This window comes from Mahella australiensis 50-1 BON (assembly GCF_000213255.1).
Classification (GTDB): Bacteria; Bacillota; Clostridia; order Mahellales; family Mahellaceae; genus Mahella; species Mahella australiensis.
This window is the reverse complement of the sequence record NC_015520.1, coordinates 334,830-353,615: the sequence shown is the minus strand read 5'-3', so window position 1 is coordinate 353,615 and position 18,786 is coordinate 334,830. Positions and strand designations below refer to the sequence as shown.

Annotated in this window: 14 protein-coding genes and 2 rRNA genes; 8 read left to right on the top strand and 8 right to left on the bottom strand. The window is 44.5% G+C overall.

Annotation, left to right across the window (positions count from 1 at the left end; all coding sequences use genetic code 11):
- Nucleotides 1–14 precede the first annotated feature (14 nt).
- Nucleotides 15–1,175, bottom strand: coding sequence for a homocitrate synthase (nifV, locus tag MAHAU_RS01580; RefSeq protein WP_013779967.1), 1,161 nt, complete (start codon nucleotides 1,173–1,175; stop codon nucleotides 15–17).
- Nucleotides 1,176–1,489: 314 nt separating this feature from the next.
- On the opposite strand from nifV, the gene MAHAU_RS01575 reads away from it, so the two are divergent.
- The gene (locus tag MAHAU_RS01575; protein ID WP_013779966.1) at nucleotides 1,490–2,746 is read left to right on the top strand and encodes a methyl-accepting chemotaxis protein; all 1,257 of its coding nucleotides are present in this window, start codon (nucleotides 1,490–1,492) and stop codon (nucleotides 2,744–2,746) included.
- A 52-nt stretch (nucleotides 2,747–2,798) separates the two neighbouring features.
- Here the strand turns inward: MAHAU_RS01575 and MAHAU_RS01570 are convergent, their stop codons facing one another.
- Complete coding sequence (locus tag MAHAU_RS01570) at nucleotides 2,799–4,046, bottom strand: Glu/Leu/Phe/Val family dehydrogenase (protein WP_013779965.1); 1,248 nt, start codon at nucleotides 4,044–4,046, stop codon at nucleotides 2,799–2,801.
- Nucleotides 4,047–4,402: 356 nt separating this feature from the next.
- Between MAHAU_RS01570 and MAHAU_RS01565 the strand changes: the two genes are divergently transcribed.
- Nucleotides 4,403–4,822, top strand: coding sequence for a nucleotidyltransferase domain-containing protein (locus MAHAU_RS01565; RefSeq protein WP_013779964.1), 420 nt, complete (start codon nucleotides 4,403–4,405; stop codon nucleotides 4,820–4,822).
- 15 nt (nucleotides 4,823–4,837) lie between these two features.
- Complete coding sequence (gene hepT, locus MAHAU_RS01560; protein ID WP_013779963.1) at nucleotides 4,838–5,257, top strand: type VII toxin-antitoxin system HepT family RNase toxin; 420 nt, start codon at nucleotides 4,838–4,840, stop codon at nucleotides 5,255–5,257.
- A 325-nt stretch (nucleotides 5,258–5,582) separates the two neighbouring features.
- Here hepT and MAHAU_RS01555 read toward each other — a convergent pair whose 3' ends face one another.
- From MAHAU_RS01555 to MAHAU_RS01545, 3 genes are read right to left on the bottom strand one after another with little or no spacing between them, the layout of a single operon-like run.
- The gene (locus MAHAU_RS01555) at nucleotides 5,583–6,491 is read right to left on the bottom strand and encodes a hypothetical protein (protein ID WP_013779962.1); all 909 of its coding nucleotides are present in this window, start codon (nucleotides 6,489–6,491) and stop codon (nucleotides 5,583–5,585) included.
- A gap of 53 nt (nucleotides 6,492–6,544) precedes the next feature.
- Nucleotides 6,545–7,468: a metallophosphoesterase gene (locus MAHAU_RS01550; protein WP_013779961.1), complete on the bottom strand. Its 924-nt coding sequence runs from the start codon at nucleotides 7,466–7,468 to the stop codon at nucleotides 6,545–6,547.
- Between the two features lie 14 nt (nucleotides 7,469–7,482).
- A complete protein-coding gene (locus MAHAU_RS01545; RefSeq protein ID WP_013779960.1) occupies nucleotides 7,483–7,902 on the bottom strand; it encodes a hypothetical protein in 420 nt (139 codons plus the stop codon).
- A gap of 229 nt (nucleotides 7,903–8,131) precedes the next feature.
- On the opposite strand from MAHAU_RS01545, the gene MAHAU_RS01540 reads away from it, so the two are divergent.
- From MAHAU_RS01540 to MAHAU_RS01520, 5 genes are all read left to right on the top strand, one after another.
- Nucleotides 8,132–8,668 carry a LysM peptidoglycan-binding domain-containing protein gene (locus MAHAU_RS01540; protein WP_013779959.1) on the top strand — a complete coding sequence of 179 codons (537 nt, stop codon included), beginning with the start codon at nucleotides 8,132–8,134 and terminating at the stop codon, nucleotides 8,666–8,668.
- Nucleotides 8,669–8,808: 140 nt separating this feature from the next.
- Nucleotides 8,809–10,557, top strand: coding sequence for an ABC transporter ATP-binding protein (locus tag MAHAU_RS01535; RefSeq protein ID WP_013779958.1), 1,749 nt, complete (start codon nucleotides 8,809–8,811; stop codon nucleotides 10,555–10,557).
- A 9-nt stretch (nucleotides 10,558–10,566) separates the two neighbouring features.
- Nucleotides 10,567–12,366, top strand: a complete 1,800-nt coding sequence (locus MAHAU_RS01530; protein WP_013779957.1) for an ABC transporter ATP-binding protein — start codon at nucleotides 10,567–10,569, stop codon at nucleotides 12,364–12,366.
- Between the two features lie 112 nt (nucleotides 12,367–12,478).
- On the top strand, nucleotides 12,479–14,494 hold the full coding sequence (locus MAHAU_RS01525; protein WP_013779956.1) for a hydantoinase/oxoprolinase family protein: 2,016 nt from the start codon (nucleotides 12,479–12,481) through the stop codon (nucleotides 14,492–14,494).
- A gap of 75 nt (nucleotides 14,495–14,569) precedes the next feature.
- Nucleotides 14,570–15,133 (top strand): HD-GYP domain-containing protein, encoded by a 564-nt coding sequence (locus MAHAU_RS01520; protein WP_049783320.1) that lies wholly within the window; start codon nucleotides 14,570–14,572, stop codon nucleotides 15,131–15,133.
- Here MAHAU_RS01520 and MAHAU_RS01515 read toward each other — a convergent pair.
- From MAHAU_RS01515 to MAHAU_RS01505, 3 genes are all read right to left on the bottom strand, one after another.
- The gene (locus MAHAU_RS01515) at nucleotides 15,130–15,618 is read right to left on the bottom strand and encodes a hypothetical protein (protein ID WP_013779955.1); all 489 of its coding nucleotides are present in this window, start codon (nucleotides 15,616–15,618) and stop codon (nucleotides 15,130–15,132) included. The genes MAHAU_RS01520 and MAHAU_RS01515 overlap by 4 nt on opposite strands.
- Before the next feature lie 37 nt (nucleotides 15,619–15,655).
- A 5S ribosomal RNA gene (gene rrf, locus MAHAU_RS01510) occupies nucleotides 15,656–15,772 on the bottom strand.
- A gap of 42 nt (nucleotides 15,773–15,814) precedes the next feature.
- Nucleotides 15,815–18,731 (bottom strand): 23S ribosomal RNA (locus MAHAU_RS01505).
- Nucleotides 18,732–18,786 lie beyond the last annotated feature (55 nt).

Here is an 18,786-nt window from a genome sequence, read left to right as displayed (position 1 = left end):
TTTTAAACCCGGCTTTAAGCGCTTTGTTTTTCCTTCATATATTCTTCGTACAACGAAACCAACTCTTTATCGAACAGAGGCCTTTTTAACTCTACCGAGAGTGCTCTGACCTTCACCAGCAAGGCGTTTGCATCTTTTTCGTCGAGTTGTATGCCGTATTCCTTAAATTTATTCTTTATAGCCGCCGTGCCGGAATGCTTGCCTATAACTATCTGACGCTCGAGGCCCACCTCTTCGGGATTAAAAACCTCATACGTGCGCGGGTTTTTGATTACGCCATCGGCATGTATTCCCGCCTCGTGGGCAAACATATTAGAACCCACTATAGCCTTCCATATGGGCAGCTCCCGGCCCGATGCTTTAGCTACATATTCTGACAGCGCTTTGAATTTTTTAGTATCCACATCGACCTTGTAACCCCATACGTATTTTATAGCCATAATAACCTCTTCCAGCGCTGCATTGCCAGCCCTTTCGCCTAATCCATTTACCGTAACGCCGACGTAATTAGCACCGGCTTTAAGGCCCGCTAAGGCATTGGCGGTGGCCATGCCGAAGTCATTATGTGTATGCATTTCTATATCGATATCCACATTATTCAGCAGCGTGGTTATCTTGTCATATGTCATAAATGGATCCAATATACCCATGGTATCACAAAAACGCAATCTATCAGCACCAGCCTCTTTGGCCGTCCTGGCAAAGGTGGCCAAAAACTCGTCATCGGTGCGCGAGGCATCCTCAGCATTGACTGAAACGTAAACGCCGTTTTTCTTGGCGAATTCCACAGCCTTGACCATGCTCTCCAGCACCCATTCCCTGCTCTTTTGCAGTTTATACTGTATGTGTATATCCGATGTCGAAATGGATATAGCCACAGCATCCACACCGCAATCGATGGAATGCTGCACATCGGCTACCACAGCACGGTTCCATGCCATTATGCTAGCCTTCAGGTTAGCCTTTACAATAGCCCTTATAGCCTCTTCTTCATCGCCGCCCATAGTAGGGATGCCGACCTCCAATTGATCAACTCCAAGTTCGTCTAGCATCTTGGCTATTTCCAGTTTTTCAGTATTGGCAAACACCACACCCGCTGTCTGTTCTCCGTCCCTTAAGGTGGTATCTACCGTGTATATCTTATCCCTTTTGTATCCCGGTCTGTCTATTGGCATTTATATTCCTCCTCAATTTCCGATTTAATATGTATATATTCTATACAATATATATAGCGATGTCAATAGCAATATGCATATTTTTTATAAAAAAATTCATTATAGGCTAAATCGCCTCATTGGGCATTATTAACTCTATTCGAAATATTCATCTTGTTTAAGCGCTATACAGCTATGCATCGCATATATATGCAATAGCTTCGCGCTCGCCATGCTGCAAGTTATTAGCGAATTCCTGCAACGATTCATTTCTAAAGTAATGCGCAGAATTCGTCGAAATATTATATGAATTTATATCGATGAGGAGGAACATAATGGAACAGTTTGTAACCAAATTGAAAGGCATAATCACCAGAAATATCATGCAGTTCCCTATAGCAGCATCTATAATATTGGCCATCCTATTCATGTTATTCGGTATGAGCTTTGTAAACGCATTGCTCTTCGCGATATTTGCCGCCCTAATATCCGAAATCGCAATATATGCACTAAAAAGTGACGTAGACAAGCGTATAGATACCATTACATACCTTATGAATCGCGTCAAAAATAAGGATTTTTCCCAATCGCTTTCTGATGAAGAATTCGGAGGCATGGAATCTATATCGACCAGCTTTACAGCGATGATTTCCGAGTTAAGGACCATACTGAGCGGATTAAGCGACATGTCACACCGCTTGGTGGAATCTTCCGATATGATGGTCAAAAATGCCGAAAGAGTAACAGAATCAGTCAATGAGATAACCGCCACAGTAAATGAGATAGCCAGAGGGGCATCAGAGCAGGCTGCCGAGGCAGAAAGAGGCGTGCAGATGATAAACGGCCTTTCCGAGCAGATAAATACTTTGTATGATAACTCCCGAACTATCTCGGAGCATACCGGCAATATGATGTCCCTTAATCAGCAGGGTATAGAAGCCATGCAAGTACTGCAGGATAAAAATAGACAGAGCAATAAGGCATCATCCAACGTAATGGGCATCATAACATCCTTCACTGACAAGATGAAAAATATAACCGACTTCGTAAATACTATAAACGACATAGCCGAGCAAACCAATCTATTGGCATTAAACGCGGCCATAGAGGCCGCTCGTGCAGGCGATGCCGGACGCGGTTTTGCAGTGGTGGCCGACGAGGTGCGAAAGCTGGCGGATGAAAGTCGCCAAGCAGCCGAAAGCATCAATGATGTGGTAAGCGATATAGCCGATGAAACCGCCAAAGCCAGCCGTATGATGAACGATGTGACGTCCGTTATGGAAGCTCAAAACGACGCAGTCATTCATGCCAGCAGCACGTTCAAGTCCATAGCCCAAGGTATTGAGACCATAGTTGAACGCATAGACCATATAACTCATTCCATCGCGGCTATAGAACAGAGTAAAAACGACGTGATATCAACCATGGAGAGTATATCGGCGGTAACTGAGCAGGCCGCTGCAGCCAGCCAGGAGGTAGCCGCAAATACTGAAGAACAGCAGGAAGCGGTCAATAAGATATTAGATTCCTCCAGAAATCTCAATAAATTGGCCACAGAATTGCGGCAAAAATTGATAGTATATAAATTTTGATAATAAAATGCCGTATATGTTTTGATGGCATATACGGCATTTTACTGAACAGTTATACCCAGCCGCGAAGTTTCATGGCCTCCGCCACCCGCTTTACTGCTACTACATAAGCAGCTTGACGCATGTTTATTTCGTATTGTTTTGAGGTATCGAACACCGACTTATATGCAACGGTCATTTTTTTATCCAGGCGCTCATGTACTTCAGCTTCGTCCCAATAATACATGTAGAAGTTTTGCACCATTTCAAAATACGATACCGTCACCCCACCTGCATTGCACAGAAAATCAGGGATAACATGCACACCATTTTTATAGAGTATGTCGTCGGCTTCAGGTGTAGTAGGTCCATTAGCCAGCTCGGCAACAATCTTTGCCTTGACATTAGCAGCATTTCTTTCGGTTATAACATTTTCCAAAGCCGCCGGAATCAATATATCTACGTCCAGCTCCAATAACGCTTCATTGGTAATGGAGCTTGTTCCTGCCAGCTCAACTACCGAACCGGTTTTACCCTTATGAGCCTTGGCCTCCTCCGGATCGATGCCTTGCTCATTGAATATTCCGCCTCTGCTATCGCTTACAGCTACAATTTTGCAGCCGAGCATCGATTGCGCCAGCACCGCAGCATAATAACCTGCATTACCGAAGCCCTGTATAGCCACTCTGGCTCCTTTTAAATCTATGCCTAATGCTTTAGCCGCCTCTCTTACTGTATATAATCCGCCCCGTGCCGTAGCATCACCTCTGCCAGCCGATCCGCCAACAGCTAAAGGTTTGCCGGTCACTACACCAAACTGATTTTTGCCACACGCCTTAGAATATTCATCGGCCATCCATGCCATTATCTGCGGATTGGTATACACATCTGGAGCGGGTATATCTTTGTCCGGCCCTATAAACGGATGAATAGCTCGTATGTAGGCGCGGCTTAAACGCTCAAGCTCTCCCTGAGACATTTCTTTGGGATTGCATATTACACCGCCTTTGCCTCCTCCAAGCGGTAAATCGAGGAGTGAGCATTTCCATGTCATCCAGGCAGCAAGCGCTCTGACAGTATCTATCGTTTCCTGCGGATGGAATCGTATTCCGCCTTTGGTTGGGCCTTTTGCATCGTTGTACTGAACCCTGAAGCCCTGAAACACCTTCGTAGAGCCATCGTCCATGCGTACCGGCAATGATACCCATATCTCGCGCATAGGCCTTCTCAGAAGCTCATGCGTAGCCTGATCCAGATTGAGAATCTTAGCACAAGTATCCAGTTGTTCTTGCGCTATCTCGAAAGGATTAAGTTTCTCCATATATACAATCGACTCCCTTGTCGTATTATTTTGTGGACCGTACCACAATGATTTTATTTTATAATAAATATGCATATTATGCAATATGGAATATGAAAAATTGCAAAATTCGCACATTTATTGAATCGCATATGAGCTTTATGAATAATGGAAGGGTTCGTATATGCATGATCCATAAACTATTACTTCTCGGAAAACTTTTTGGCAAATCATGGCTCATTGTATGTACATCTAGCTGGTATAAGATATTGTTATAGACTTCAAGCTGGTATAATTTAAAAATTCATCTTGATAAAAATAGCTGTTAAAGAGTATAATGAAAGCGATAAAAGCAAATTAAAAACATAGGTGGTAAAATGCAAAGGTTTACAGATATATGCAAGAAATATAATATCGCTCTGGTATATTTGTTCGGTTCACAGCAGGAAAATGCTTTAAAATTGCTCAAAGGACAAAAAGCGATAATAGATGATCCGCTGGCCGATATAGACGTAGGAGTGGTATTTTTGTCACCTATTGATCGCATACCTATGCGGCATAAATTATATGCACAAATTTATAATGAATTGGAAGATATTTTCTTTCCTTATAAACTTGATTTGTCATTCTTACAAGAAAATCACTCTGTCTTTCAGGTTGAGGCGTTAAAGGGAATATGTATATACAGCGTTTCAGAACAGTTCAAAGACGACTATGAGATAAGAATCTTACAACGAGCTGCGGATTTTAAATACACTCTCGATAAATACAACGAAGAAGTGTTGGAAAAATATTAAGGTGGCGATAAACATTTGATAAATAAAACGTTGATAAAAGACAGATTAGTGCTATTGGACAATTATCTCGATGCGCTGAGGAGCTTAGCATCACTCCCAAAAAACGCCTTCATGTCAGATAAAAGAAACGCTGCGGCAACAGAAAGTTTTTTGCGCCGATCGCTTGAGGCTATATTCGATATAGGACGACATATCCTAGCTAAAAGCGGCAGAATGGATATGGCTGCAGAATATAAAGCAATAGCAAAAGGCTTAGAAGATATAGGCGTTGTAGATACAGCATTAAGCGAAAAATTGGTACAAATGGCCGGTTATAGGAATCGCCTCGTTCATATGTATGGCATTATCAGTGATGAAGAGCTTTATGATATTATTACAACAGAGCTTGGCGATATCCGAGAATTTATCGCCGCTATTAAAGAATATATAAATTAGCTCACATCATATAACTTCCCAATAAACAATATAGTGCCGGTTTCGGCGGCGGCGATCACGAAAACAAATGGTCGATAGCCAATTTATTGGCGATGTAGTTCATTATAAGGGAAATAACCTTTTGAGAGGCTTTCAGGCTGATCATCATAGCATGGATATTTTGGGGCGGCCTATCCCTCAAGTTCAATATGCAATAAAAGTATATCGATAGACTCTTAAAAAGCTACATAACTGCAACAAAGAGCTCCTCGTTTCGGCAACCGACATGCGTTAACTTAAGAGGGGCTTTTTGTTGTCTTAATAAACATATATTGCAAATATAACGCTACCAAACTGGATATAATACGCCTGTTCCTACTGCAAACTCGGCCACACGCTCTTTTTTCACATTATATTCACCATAAAAAGAAGCCACTTGCTCGCGATAAAAAATACCATTTTCTGTTTCAATTTCTACCCACACAGCATATGGACCTCCTTTTTCGCCGTATTCACTCAAATCCGCGGTAAAAGAAACGGCTTTGGTTTTCTCTTTCTCAAGCGCTGCACCGGCTTCTTCAAATTGCATTTTCTTACGGGCTATCTCGGCATTTGTAGAAGCGTCTTCAATTACAGCCGTAGCTGTAGGCGTTCCGCTCAACAAGGAACTAGCCTTTACATCTCGAGTATACACGGTCAGTTTAAGTATTTTCTTATCCTCCTCAGCAGAACCACCTTCATTTTCTAAGCTGCTATCATAGCCCAGTGAAAACAATTCATTTAAATTTTCTCTCGGTAAGGCTTCTTGCCGTATGCCTGTCGGCGATTCGAAGGAAATAATAGGAGCAAGCTCGCTCTGATGTTTCATAAGCGCGAGAGTCGCGGTATAACTCGAGCCATTGGTAGAAACAATCTCTTTCTTTTCATCTTCAATGGATAGAAATATTATTTCATCATTGCGTTTCTCTTTCGGCACAAAGTCAATTGTATATAAAATCTGGCCGTTTTTGTATTCTACTTCTGTTTCAAAAGATGCCAAAAGGCTCTCGCTTTTTTCGATTTTACTTATCAGATCGTTTCTTAAATTATTCACATCCTGATTAGTACGCCTAATCTCATCGGTTAATCCGGCATTCATCCTGTCAATCTCATTATGCAGGTCATTTATCCGTCCTTTCATCGACATCATCATCAAAATATTTGCGATCATAAATATGCTTACTATAATTGCCCATATTCTTCTGCCTTTATCCATTTTGCCACCTCTCTTTGACCAAGTCTCAGAAACCAAACATATACTCCATTATATTATAAAGGGTGAGTAGGTTTCACATCAATAATCACTATCTCCGGCGGATTAAAGATGCGCGGAATGTCATTCTTTACAAGCCCACGGCTGACAATCATAGTCGAATTCTCAAGCTTGTAATATCCTCCCACATATTTAGGGAAAAATCCTTGATTCGGCGCGTATAACCCGTTCAATATTCCTGGTATCCTTACCTGCCCTCCATGAGCGTGTCCACACAAAATCAGATCAAATCTGCATTTATTGTAATCGTTAACTTTCTCTGGCCGGTGCGATAATAATATGGTATAAATATCATCCTTGGTATATTTATCACAAGCTTCCAACTGATCGCTCCAATGTGCCGGTCTTACAGCCCCGGATTCTTTATAAGGTGGCAGAAACCCATCAGGATCATCCACACCGCATATACGTAAAGATTGGCCGTTAATTTCAATGACTTTACTGTCTCCCTCCAGCACCATAATCCCTGAAGCACGCATCATGCCTTTAATAGTACCGATCTCTCCCGACCAGTACTCATGATTACCAGAAACATAATAACAAGGGTATTCTTTACCGATCCGCGCAATAAGCTGTTTTGTTCCATCATGCGGCACACGATCGTCGGCAATGTCACCGACGAGGAAAATCACATCCGGTGCCTGACTATGAATAATCTCAATTAAATCTTTCTGATCCTTGCCATAAATTGTACTGTGAAGATCAGAAAGTACCATCATGCGTATAGGCGCCGTCAATTTATCACTCTTTTCGGTATAATGTCGGACAATAATGCCCTGCCAAAATGCCAAAACCAATAAAATGAGCGCAAAAATAGCCGCCGCGACAAAAATTATATTCTTTCTTCTTTTACTCCGGATCCTCGTCCGCAATGCGACTTCTGTCGCCGCCCCATCAACTTTATACGCCGCTTTTGCCATTAAACGCCCTATCGCTATTCTTCAATTATAAGGTATTTGTTCAAAAAAGCAGGAATATTTTGAGGAGAAGCGCTTACATCGGCTACAATACGAACGCCTATTCTTTCGGATAATTGGTCCAGACTCGAAAAAAATTCATCCAATTCGTCAAGTTCCATATTCACTAATTTCAGGAAATCGTCGATGAAAATCATGTCTATATCGAAATCGCGTGCTATGATGCCGCATAGAAAGCCATATAATACTCGCGGATCATCTAGTTTGAATTCGCTGGCATCGATGAACCGAACTTGATGGATTAAATCATACATGTATCTTTTACCGTCGTCGATAAAAACGATATCTCCCTTGCAACTTTCTGCAGCCTTGTTAGCCATATCGATCATCTTTTTCGTTTTCCCAGACCCTGTCTCTCCAAATATGACGTTTAACATTATAGCCCCTCCTACTTTCGCTGTAAATATGCCTTTAATGCTACGTTTACTTTATTTCATTGCTTTTATAATATCTTAATAAACCTAATATTGTCAAGACAATTTTCCATCTTCAATTCATAGCATCTCTAAGATCGCCGCGTTGGGTTAGTGCATGTTAACACTTTTATACACTACTTCATATAATGCAGTATATGCGAAGAATATCTAAAAATAAGGGGGTCATCCTATGGATGAAAATGAGAACTACGAGGCAGAGTCTCAGGTATGTCCTGGCGGCTTTATTTACACTATACAGCCTGGTGATACTATATACCGTCTGTCATTGCGTTTTAACGTAAGCATGGACGCTATATTGCGCGCCAATCCCGGTATAAACCCCGATAATTTGCAGATAGGCCAGCAAATATGCATACCGGCAGGTACACCGGTACCGCAATGCCCCAACGGCATATTGTATGTTATACGGCAGGGCGATACCTTGTATAGGTTAGCACAGCGTTTCGGCATAAGCGTTGATTCTATCATCGCCGCCAATCCCGGTATAAATCCTGATAATCTGCAAATAGGGCAGGTTATATGCATACCGATAAAACCGGTACCCGAATGCCCTAATGGTTTCCCATATATTATACGGCAAGGCGACACCTTCTATAAGTTGTCCAAACAATTTGGAGTAAGCGTTGACTCTATAATAGCAGCTAATCCTGGAGTTAACCCAAATAATCTCCAGATAGGACAGCGCATATGCATACCTTATAGGTAACATCATATCTATAAAAAAGCCGGCACATGCCGGCTTTTTTATAGAATTAATTCAAGTACCCCTTATACACCATTGTATATTGCCGGTAGCCATGATATAATATCTTTCGACATTATGAAATAATCGCAAAGGGGTATTTTATGGGGGAATTTAGAACACTCAACTGGTTTTTCTCCAAATACAAAGGACGATATATAGGCGGTATTTTATGCCTGTTAGCCGTGGATATACTGCAACTGGTCATGCCACGCTTATTGGGATTAATAACTGACGGCTTACAACAGAATAATATGACCTATGCCACGCTTGGTTGGTATGCCATAATAATAGTGATCATAGCTGTGGCTATAATGATACTGCGTTACATATGGCGTTTGCTTATAGTAGGCGGTTCGCGTTTGCTCGAAAAGGAGCTCAGGGACAGGTTTTTTGCCCACCTTACGACGCTGTCGCCCAGATATTATAATATGCACAAAACCGGTGATCTCATGGCTCATGCCAGCAATGATATAAATGCCATACGCATGTTCGTAGGCCAAGGCATAGTGATGGCCACCGATTCGCTGTTCATGATCATAGCCTCCCTCATAGTGGTATTTGCCACCATAGACTGGCGTTTGAGCATGCTGGCGTTGATCCCCTTCCCGCTTATGGCTGCCTCGGTACTGATAGCCGGTCGCTTCATACGCGAGCGTTTTGAAGAGGTTCAGCGAGCATTCTCAAATTTGACCGACACCGTAGAAGAGAATTTCACCGGCATACGCGTGATTAAGGCTTTCGTACAGGAAAAAGCCGAGCTTAAGAAATTTGCCAAAGCAAATAAGCACAATATGGATATGAATATGCGCATGGTAAAGGTATGGGGCATTATGGAACCGCTCATGCAGTTTTTATCTGCTTTGAGCTTCATAATAGTATTGTATTATGGCGGCATGATGGTGATAAACGGCGAAATAACCATGGGGCAATTCGTATCGTTTAATGCCTATCTGGGCATGCTCATATGGCCGGTTATAGCAATAGGTTGGGTGGTAAATATGGCGCAACGCGGTACCGCATCCATGAAGCGCGTAAATGTTATAATGAATGAACGTCCGGAGATATACGACGACAACCCTGCAGACATAGATGAAATATATGGGGACATAGAATACAAAGACTTAACGTTTAGATACGAACCAAATCTACCTCCGGCACTGACCGATATAAACATCTCGGTAAAACGGGGAGAGACGCTGGCCATAGTAGGCCGCACAGGCAGCGGCAAGACTACGCTCATAAATGTGCTACTCCGACTGTATAAAGTCGAAGACGGACATGTATTCATAGACGATACAGATATAAATCGAATACCGTTAGGCATACTGCGCGAAAGCATAGGTTATGTGCCTCAGGATAACTTTCTCTTCTCCACGACTATAACCGAAAATATAGCTTTCGGAGTGGATAACTATACCATGGAACAAGTAGAACAAGCCGCGCGCATAGCACAGCTATATGATGACGTTATGGATTTCCCTGATAAATTCAATACCATAGTGGGAGAACGCGGTGTATCGCTTTCCGGTGGTCAAAAGCAACGCGTATCTATAGCAAGGGCTATCATGAAGGATCCGAAAATACTCATATTGGATGATAGCCTTTCAGCGGTAGATACCGATACCGAAGAACGGATATTAAAGGGTTTAAGCAAGGTGCGAAAAAATCGAACCACTATAATAATAGCCCATCGTATATCCGCCGTAAAGGATGCTGATCAGATCATAGCATTGGATGAGGGCCGCATAGTGCAGCGCGGTACGCATGGGCAGCTCATACAGCAAGAAGGATTATATAAAGAACTATATGAAATGCAAAAGCTTGAAGAAGAATTGGAAAGGACACAATGAGGTGATATTATGCCCGATTATGTAGACGAAGAGATAAGCAGAAAGTCCTATGATCCGCAGATAATGCGCCGCCTGTTGCGCTATATGATACCTTACTGGGCACCGATATTATCATGTATAGTGCTTTTATTCCTGATAACGGTAGGTAACCTTCTAACGCCTTATCTCATGAAGCTGGCCATAGATAATTACCTTTTTAAGATAACAGCCCAAAGCGTGAGCGGTATAACGCGTATATCTATTATATATCTTATTATAACGGTCGCCACCGGCATAATGAATTATATACAGATATATGTGCTTCAATATACGGGACAACGTATAATATACGGCATGCGAGAGGAGATCTTCTCGCATATAGAGAATATGCCGCTCGGTTTTTTTGATAAGAATCCAGTAGGGCGATTGGTAACCCGTGTTACCAATGATACCGACACTATAAATGAAATGTACACCAGCGTGGTAGTCAATCTGTTCCGCGATGCGTTCATGTTGATAGGCATAGCTGTCGCCATGCTGCTATTAAATTATAAGTTGGCATTGGTAGCCATAGCTTTTTTACCCATAGTCATAATACTTACTATATTATATAGAAAATGGGCTACAGAGGCCTACCGGTTAGTAAGGGTTAAGCTGGCTCGCATAAATGCCTTTTTATCAGAACATATAATGGGCATGCGCCTTATACAGATCTTTCACAGGGAACGGCCCAAGCAACAGGAATTCGAGGCTATAGACGAAGAATACTATGACGCCAATATGAAGCAGATAAAGGTGTTTGCCGTATTTCGCCCTGCCATGGACGTAATATATTCGCTGACGCTGGCTGCTATACTGTGGGTAGGCGGCGGCGACGTCATACGCAATGTGCTGGAATTCGGTGTATTGTATGCTTTTGTAAATTATACCATGCAGTTTTTCCAGCCCATATATGAGATGGCTGAAAAATACGACATACTGCAAGCTGCCATGGCAGCCGCCGAACGCATATTTATGCTGCTGGATCAGAAATCAGCCATAGAAGATCCGCCGGAACCCTTGGCTCTCGACCATGTAAAAGGAGAAGTAGAGTTTAAGAATGTATGGTTCGCGTACAACGATGAGGATTGGGTGCTTAAAGACGTCAGCTTCCATATAGAGCCTGGCCAGACGGTAGCTTTAGTTGGACATACCGGTGCCGGCAAAACATCTATCATAAACCTGCTCAGCCGCTTTTATGATATACAAGAGGGGCAAATATTGATAGACGGCATAGATATAAGGGATGTCAGACAGGCTGATTTAAGACGGCACATAGGCGTGGTACTGCAGGATGTATTCCTATTTACGGGCGATATAAAAAGCAATATACGCCTTAATGAAGAAGGTATATCAGAGCAAAAAATAAAAGAAGTAGCCTCCTATGTCAATGCCGACCGCTTTATAGAGAAGCTGCCCAAGAAATACGATGAACCGGTTATGGAGCGCGGTGCTACTCTGTCGGCCGGTCAGCGACAACTATTGGCCTTTGCACGTGCATTGGCCTTTGACCCAGAAATATTGGTATTGGATGAGGCTACTGCTAACATAGATACCGAAACCGAAGCGCTTATACAAGACGCTTTAGAAAAACTGTCGCGCGGCAGAACCACCATAGTTATAGCCCACAGATTATCCACTATACAGCATGCCGATAAGATAATCGTGCTGCATAAAGGGCATATACGCGAGGAAGGCACGCATCAGCAATTGCTGGCTAAACGCGGCATATACTATGCGTTGTATCAGCTGCAGTATAAAAACATGGAGGCCAAAGCCGCTGCCGAATAGCATCAGCCGTATTGAATATAAACAAGCTTTAACCTATAAACGCAAAAATATTTTATCCAACCTGTGATATGATATTTTAGGATATACTTACCTACTACACAGGAGGATGGATATGAATCTCGGATTGGGAATAGATACCGGCGGTACATATACCGACGCTGTTATATACGATTTTGACATAGACCAACCGGTTACCTGGGCCAAAGCCCTTACCACCAAAGATGACCTTAATATAGGCATAAATGATGTATTAAGCCGTTTGCCTGCTAACTTGTTCAGCAATATAAAGCTGGTTTCGCTGTCAACCACGTTGGCCACCAATGCATGCGTCGAAAATAAAGGCGGCCGAGCTGCCCTTGTTTTGATGGGCTACGATCAAGTTATATTAAAGCGTTACGGTTACAAATACGGCCTGCCTCCCATTGAGAACATGATATTGATACCGGCACATCATGACCAACGCGGAAATCCAGTATCACCACCATCATGGGATAATCTGCGCTGCACTATCGAGCGTTGCAAAGGCCGAGTAGACGTATTCGGCATAGCAGAATATTGGGGCATGCGCAACCCGGAATACGAACAGCAGGCCAAAGAATACATAATGCAATGGACCGGCCTGCCTGTAGTATGTGCTCATGAGCTTAGCGATGAGATAAACTCTCTGAGGCGCGCTGCCTCCACATTGCTCAATGCACGCCTCATACCCCTTATAACCGAGTTGCTGGGAGCTGTAAAAAACAGCCTCGCCAAGGTGAACATAAATGCTCCCCTTATGATAGTACGCGGTGATGGCACTTTGATGACCGAAAGCTTCGCTGCACAAAAACCAGTGGAAACATTGTTATCCGGACCGGCTGCAAGCGTAATGGGCGGTATCAAGTTAAGCGGCATAAACGATTGCATAATAATGGATATGGGCGGCACCACAAGCGACTTGGCTGTGGTACGCGATGGCCGCGTAGTAACAGCCGATGAAGGCGTAAATGTCGGTGGCTGGCGCACAGGCACCCGAGCCATACGCATAGATACCATAGGTTTGGGCGGAGACAGCCTATTGAGCTTTGATGCCGATATGAGGCTCGTCATAGGGCCGCGCAAAGCTGTACCACTGGCATGGCTGGCTTATAAATGGCCGTATATAAAGGAAGAATTGCAACGTATTTATAATGAAAAACATACTTACCGCATGTCACTTGCCGAGTTTTTTTATCTGCAACGTCAAGATTTTAATACTATTGATCTTATAGAAGATGAAAATAAAGTTATAAACGCTCTAGCCGACGGACCATTAAGTCTCGAACAATTAGCTAATACGCTCAATTGCCGACCTTTTGCGTTGCCCACATCGCGTTTGGAGCAATTGGGTATAATCATGCGCAGCGGCCTTACACCTACAGATATGACTCATATAACGGGAGCGTACGGGCCGTGGGACAAACAAGCCGCACAATTAGGGGCTGAGATACTGGCAAAGCAATTGGATATAAGCGTTGAGCAGCTCAATGAGCTTATGCACCATTTAATAGCTAAAAGCCTCTATCAGCTCATAACGCGCGTATTGCTTGAATATAGTTGGGAGCAACCTTTAACCGACATGCCTAAGATGGCGCGACGTTTACTGGATATGAGCTTCGAGCGCTCAGCAGGAGACATTGAATGCTGTCTAAAGACCCGGCTGCCGCTTGTAGGTATAGGTGCCCCTATTCATTTGTTCTTGCCATCAGTAGCCGAGCATCTGGCTACGAGCTGCATAATATCGGCCGATGCACCTGTGGCAAACGCTATAGGCGCTATAACAGGCAGTATAATGGTGGAACAGATAGTCTGCATACGGCCTATATACGATCCAAACGGTATAATAGGCTACAGTTGTTATTCGTCGCTCCATCATATCGAGTTTAAAGAATATGAAGACGCTCTGCGCTGGGCTGAAAACGAAGCTCTTGAGCTAGCTCGAACGGATGCTAAAGCGCGTGGCGCCGATGATATGGACATAACACTGAAACAGAGCGATGAGACTGCTCAAACCGGCGGTGAGACTAAGGGCGTTTTGCTGCTGGAAACAAAAATAATAGCCCGAGGCATATCTAAAAGTAGGCTAAAAGTATCATTGTCAAATTCATAAATATACTGTAGAATAAAGGAGTGTGATGTCGATAAAGATTAAACAAACTACAGATATGGAGGCACCGCAACGCACATGCGAGATCAAGCCGCTATTTCAACATTATGCGACTTAATAAATACAAAACAACCCAATTTATATGAACATTGTAAAAGAGTAGCCGAATATACGCTTATGCTGGCCGATAAAGCAGGATTGGACGAATCACAGCGACAGATGTTATATGATAGCGCTATGCTACACGATATAGGGAAGGCAGAAATACCAGATGATATATTGAATAAACCTGGAAGATTGACCCCTGAAGAATACGATGTTATAAAACAACACACCATCGCGGGATATAACGCCATAAAAGATATAAATGAACTGAAATCTTTAGGCCCGGCAATACTTCATCATCATGAAAGGATAGATGGGCAAGGATACCCCTGCGGATTGCAGGGAGATGATATACCTCTTCTATCTCGCATACTGGCCATAGCGGATAGCTTCGACGCTATGACGTCTTATCGGCCCTACAAAAACGCTATGACGATCCAACAGGCTGCTGCCGAACTGCGTACCAACAGCGGCTCGCAATTTGACAGTCAATTGGTAGAATGTTTTTTAAGATCATCTATATTCAATGATTCTTAATGTACCTTTTGCGCTTCCAGCAATTCAACCATAGTCTGATCTGGTTGAAAGAGCACTTTGCATATTTGTCCGTCATGGTCGAATATGGCATAATAGATCTTATCCTTACGCGATACATGCACAAACCTATATACTTTATCCGCTTTTACAGTCTGCCGCATCTTTATATCAGACGGTAACAGGTACAACATCTCGCTCAACTTAACATTCAATGATGCGGTGCGATACTCACCTATCATTTTCTCAAATACAAGGTCATCCCCTATCAGCGAATATTTATATTCTACCGCGCGTCTTCTGAATACTTCCCACGCTATATACACCATAACTATATATACCATGTAATTGATAAATTCAAAATGATATACATTATAAATCACATTGCATAATGCTGTAAACGTAATAATCAATAAAATAATAAACAGAACAAACAACGCTGTCTTCCTAAATTTCATTGGCTCTGATTTAACAATTTCCCTATACATATTAACTAACCTCACAATTAGCACACATAGTAAAAAGACCGGGCAACGGCCTACTCTCCCAAGCGGTTTCCCGCTCAGTACCATCGGCGCTGAAGGGCTTAACTTCTGTGTTCGGAATGGGTACAGGTGTTTCCCCTTCGCTATTGTCACCCGGTCTTGTTTTGTACACTCAAAACCGCATAATGCCATCTTCCGTTGGATCAAGTCCTCGACTTATTAGTATCAGTCAGCTCAACGCATTGCTGCGCTTACACCTCTGACCTATCTACCAGTTAGTCTCTCTGGAGTCTTACTAGCTCTCGCTATGGGATATCTTATCTTGAGGTTGGCTTCACGCTTAGATGCTTTCAGCGTTTATCCTATCCGGACTTGGCTACTCAGCTATGCACCTGGCGGTACAACTGATACACCAGCGGTCCGTCCGTTCCGGTCCTCTCGTACTAGGAACAGCTCCTCTCAAATATCCTGCGCCTGCGATGGATAGGGACCGAACTGTCTCACGACGTTCTGAACCCAGCTCGCGTGCCGCTTTAATGGGCGAACAGCCCAACCCTTGGGACATACTTCTGCCCCAGGATGCGACGAGCCGACATCGAGGTGCCAAACCTCCCCGTCTATGTGGACTATCGGGGGAGATCAGCCTGTTATCCCCGAGGTAGCTTTTATCCGTTGAGCGACGGCTTGCCCACGCAATGCCGCCGGATCACTAAGCCCGACTTTCGTCCCTGCTCGAGTTGTCTCTCTCGCAGTCAAGTTCCCTTCTGCCTTTGCACTCTTCGGATGATTCCCAACCATCCTGAGGAAACCTTTGGACGCCTCCGTTACTCTTTTGGAGGCGACCGCCCCAGTCAAACTGCCTACCTGACAGTGTCCCTATCCCGGTTAACGGGCCTAGGTTAGAACCTCGGTACATGAAGGGTGGTATCCCAACGGCGGCTCCACATAGGCTGGCGCCTATGCTTCTTTGCCTCCCACCTATCCTGTACATCATGTGCCAAAGTCCAATGTCAGGCTACAGTAAAGCTCTACGGGGTCTTTCTGTCCAGTCGCAGGTAACCAGCATCTTCACTGGTACTTCAATTTCACCGGGCCCCTCGTTGAGACAGCGCCCAAGTCGTTACGCCTTTCGTGCGGGTCGGAACTTACCCGACAAGGAATTTCGCTACCTTAGGACCGTTATAGTTACGGCCGCCATTGACCGGGGCTTCGGTTCTACGCTTCGCGGTCTCCCGCTTACGTTTCCCCTTAACCTTCCGGCATTGGGCAGGCGTCAGCCCCTATACCTCATCTTCCGATTTGGCAGAGACCTGTGTTTTTGCTAAACAGTCGCTTGGGCCATTTCTCTGCGACCACTCTCGTGGTACCCCTTCTCCCGAAGTTACGGGGTCATTTTGCCGAGTTCCTTAACGAGGGTTTTCCCGCGCGTCTTTGGATTCTCTCCTCGCCTACCTGTGTCGGTTTGCGGTACGGGCCCCGCAAGTCTCGATAGCAGCTTTTCTCGCCAGTGTGGATTCGCAGCCTTCCCTACTTTTTTTCGGTCCTCATCATGCTTCACCATCGACAGGTGGTCTTGCCTGCCTGCCTCGGCTTTGCATTTGAACGCGCTCTACCATCAGCGCGCTGCTGTTATCCTCCTGTGTCCCTGCTTCTCTTTTTGCGACTCTTGGGGGTACGGGATTCTTAACCCGTTGTCCATCGCCTACGCCTTTCGGCCTCGGCTTAGGTCCCGACTTACCCTGAGCGGACGAGCCTTGCTCAGGAATCCTTAGGCTTTCGACGGGGTGGATTCTCACCACCCTTTCGCTACTCATACCGGCATTCTCTCTTGTATGCGGTCCACATCGCCTCCCGGCTTATGCTTCGTCCCTGCATACATTGCTCCCCTACCCAGCGCTTCTCGCGCTGCCACCGCTTCGGTACCAGATTTAGCCCCGGACATTTTCGGCGCATATTCACTTGACCAGTGAGCTGTTACGCACTCTTTTAATGTATGGCTGCTTCTAAGCCAACATCCTGGTTGTCTGAGTAATTACACATCCTTTTACACTTAATCTGGATTTGGGGACCTTAGCGGATGGTCTGGGCTGTTTCCCTTTTGACTACGGATCTTAGCACTCGCAGTCTGACTCCCAATCTCTTAGTCCCATGGCATTCGGAGTTTGGTAGGGTTCGGTAACCGTTAGGCCCCTAGCCCATTCAGTGCTCTACCTCCTTGGTCCATCGATTGAGGCTAGCCCTAAAGCTATTTCGGGGAGATCCAGCTATCTCCAGGTTCGATTGGAATTTCTCCGCTATCCACAGCTCATCCCATGCCTTTTCAACGACAACGTGGTTCGGGCCTCCACGCGATCTTACTCGCGCTTCACCCTGTCCATGGATAGGTCACCTGGTTTCGGGTCTGCTCCATGATACTTATTCGCCCTGTTCAGACTCGGTTTCCCTTCGGCTCCGGACTTATTGTCCTTAACCTCGCATCATAAAGCAACTCGCCGGTCCGTTCTACAAAAAGTACGCGGTCGAGGTTTTTATTCCTCTTCCACTGCTTGTAAACATAGGGTTTCAGGTTCTCTTTCACTCCCCTCTCGGGGTTCTTTTCACCGTTCCCTCACGGTACTATCCGCTATCGGTCACTGGGTAGTATTTAGCCTTGGGAGGTGGTCCTCCCTGATTCCCACGGGATTCTTCGTGTCCCGTGGTACTCCGGATACCGGCTGTAGTTACCAATATTTCGCCTACAGGGCTGTCACCTTCTGTGGCGCGGCTTCCCTTCCGCCTTCGGCTATATTGTTCCCTACGTCTGCCGGTCCTCTACCCCATAGCGATATCTCTATCGCTATGGTTTGGGCTCTTTCCTGTTCGCTCGCCGCTACTTGGGAAATCGATGTTTCTTTCTTTTCCTCGGGGTACTTAGATGGTTCAGTTCCCCCGGTTTCCCTTCGCATGACTATGTATTCATCATGCGATGCTGCAGCGTTACCTGCAGCGGGTTGCCCCATTCGGATATCCATGCCTCTTCGCCTGTTTGCGGCTACGCATGGCTTTTCGCAGCTTACCACGTCCTTCTTCGGCTCCCAGTGCCTGGGCATCCACCCTATGCTCTTTCTTCCTTGATCGCCCGGAAAATTGTTTTTCTCTTGCATTATGCGGTTTTCAATGTGCAATCTTGTC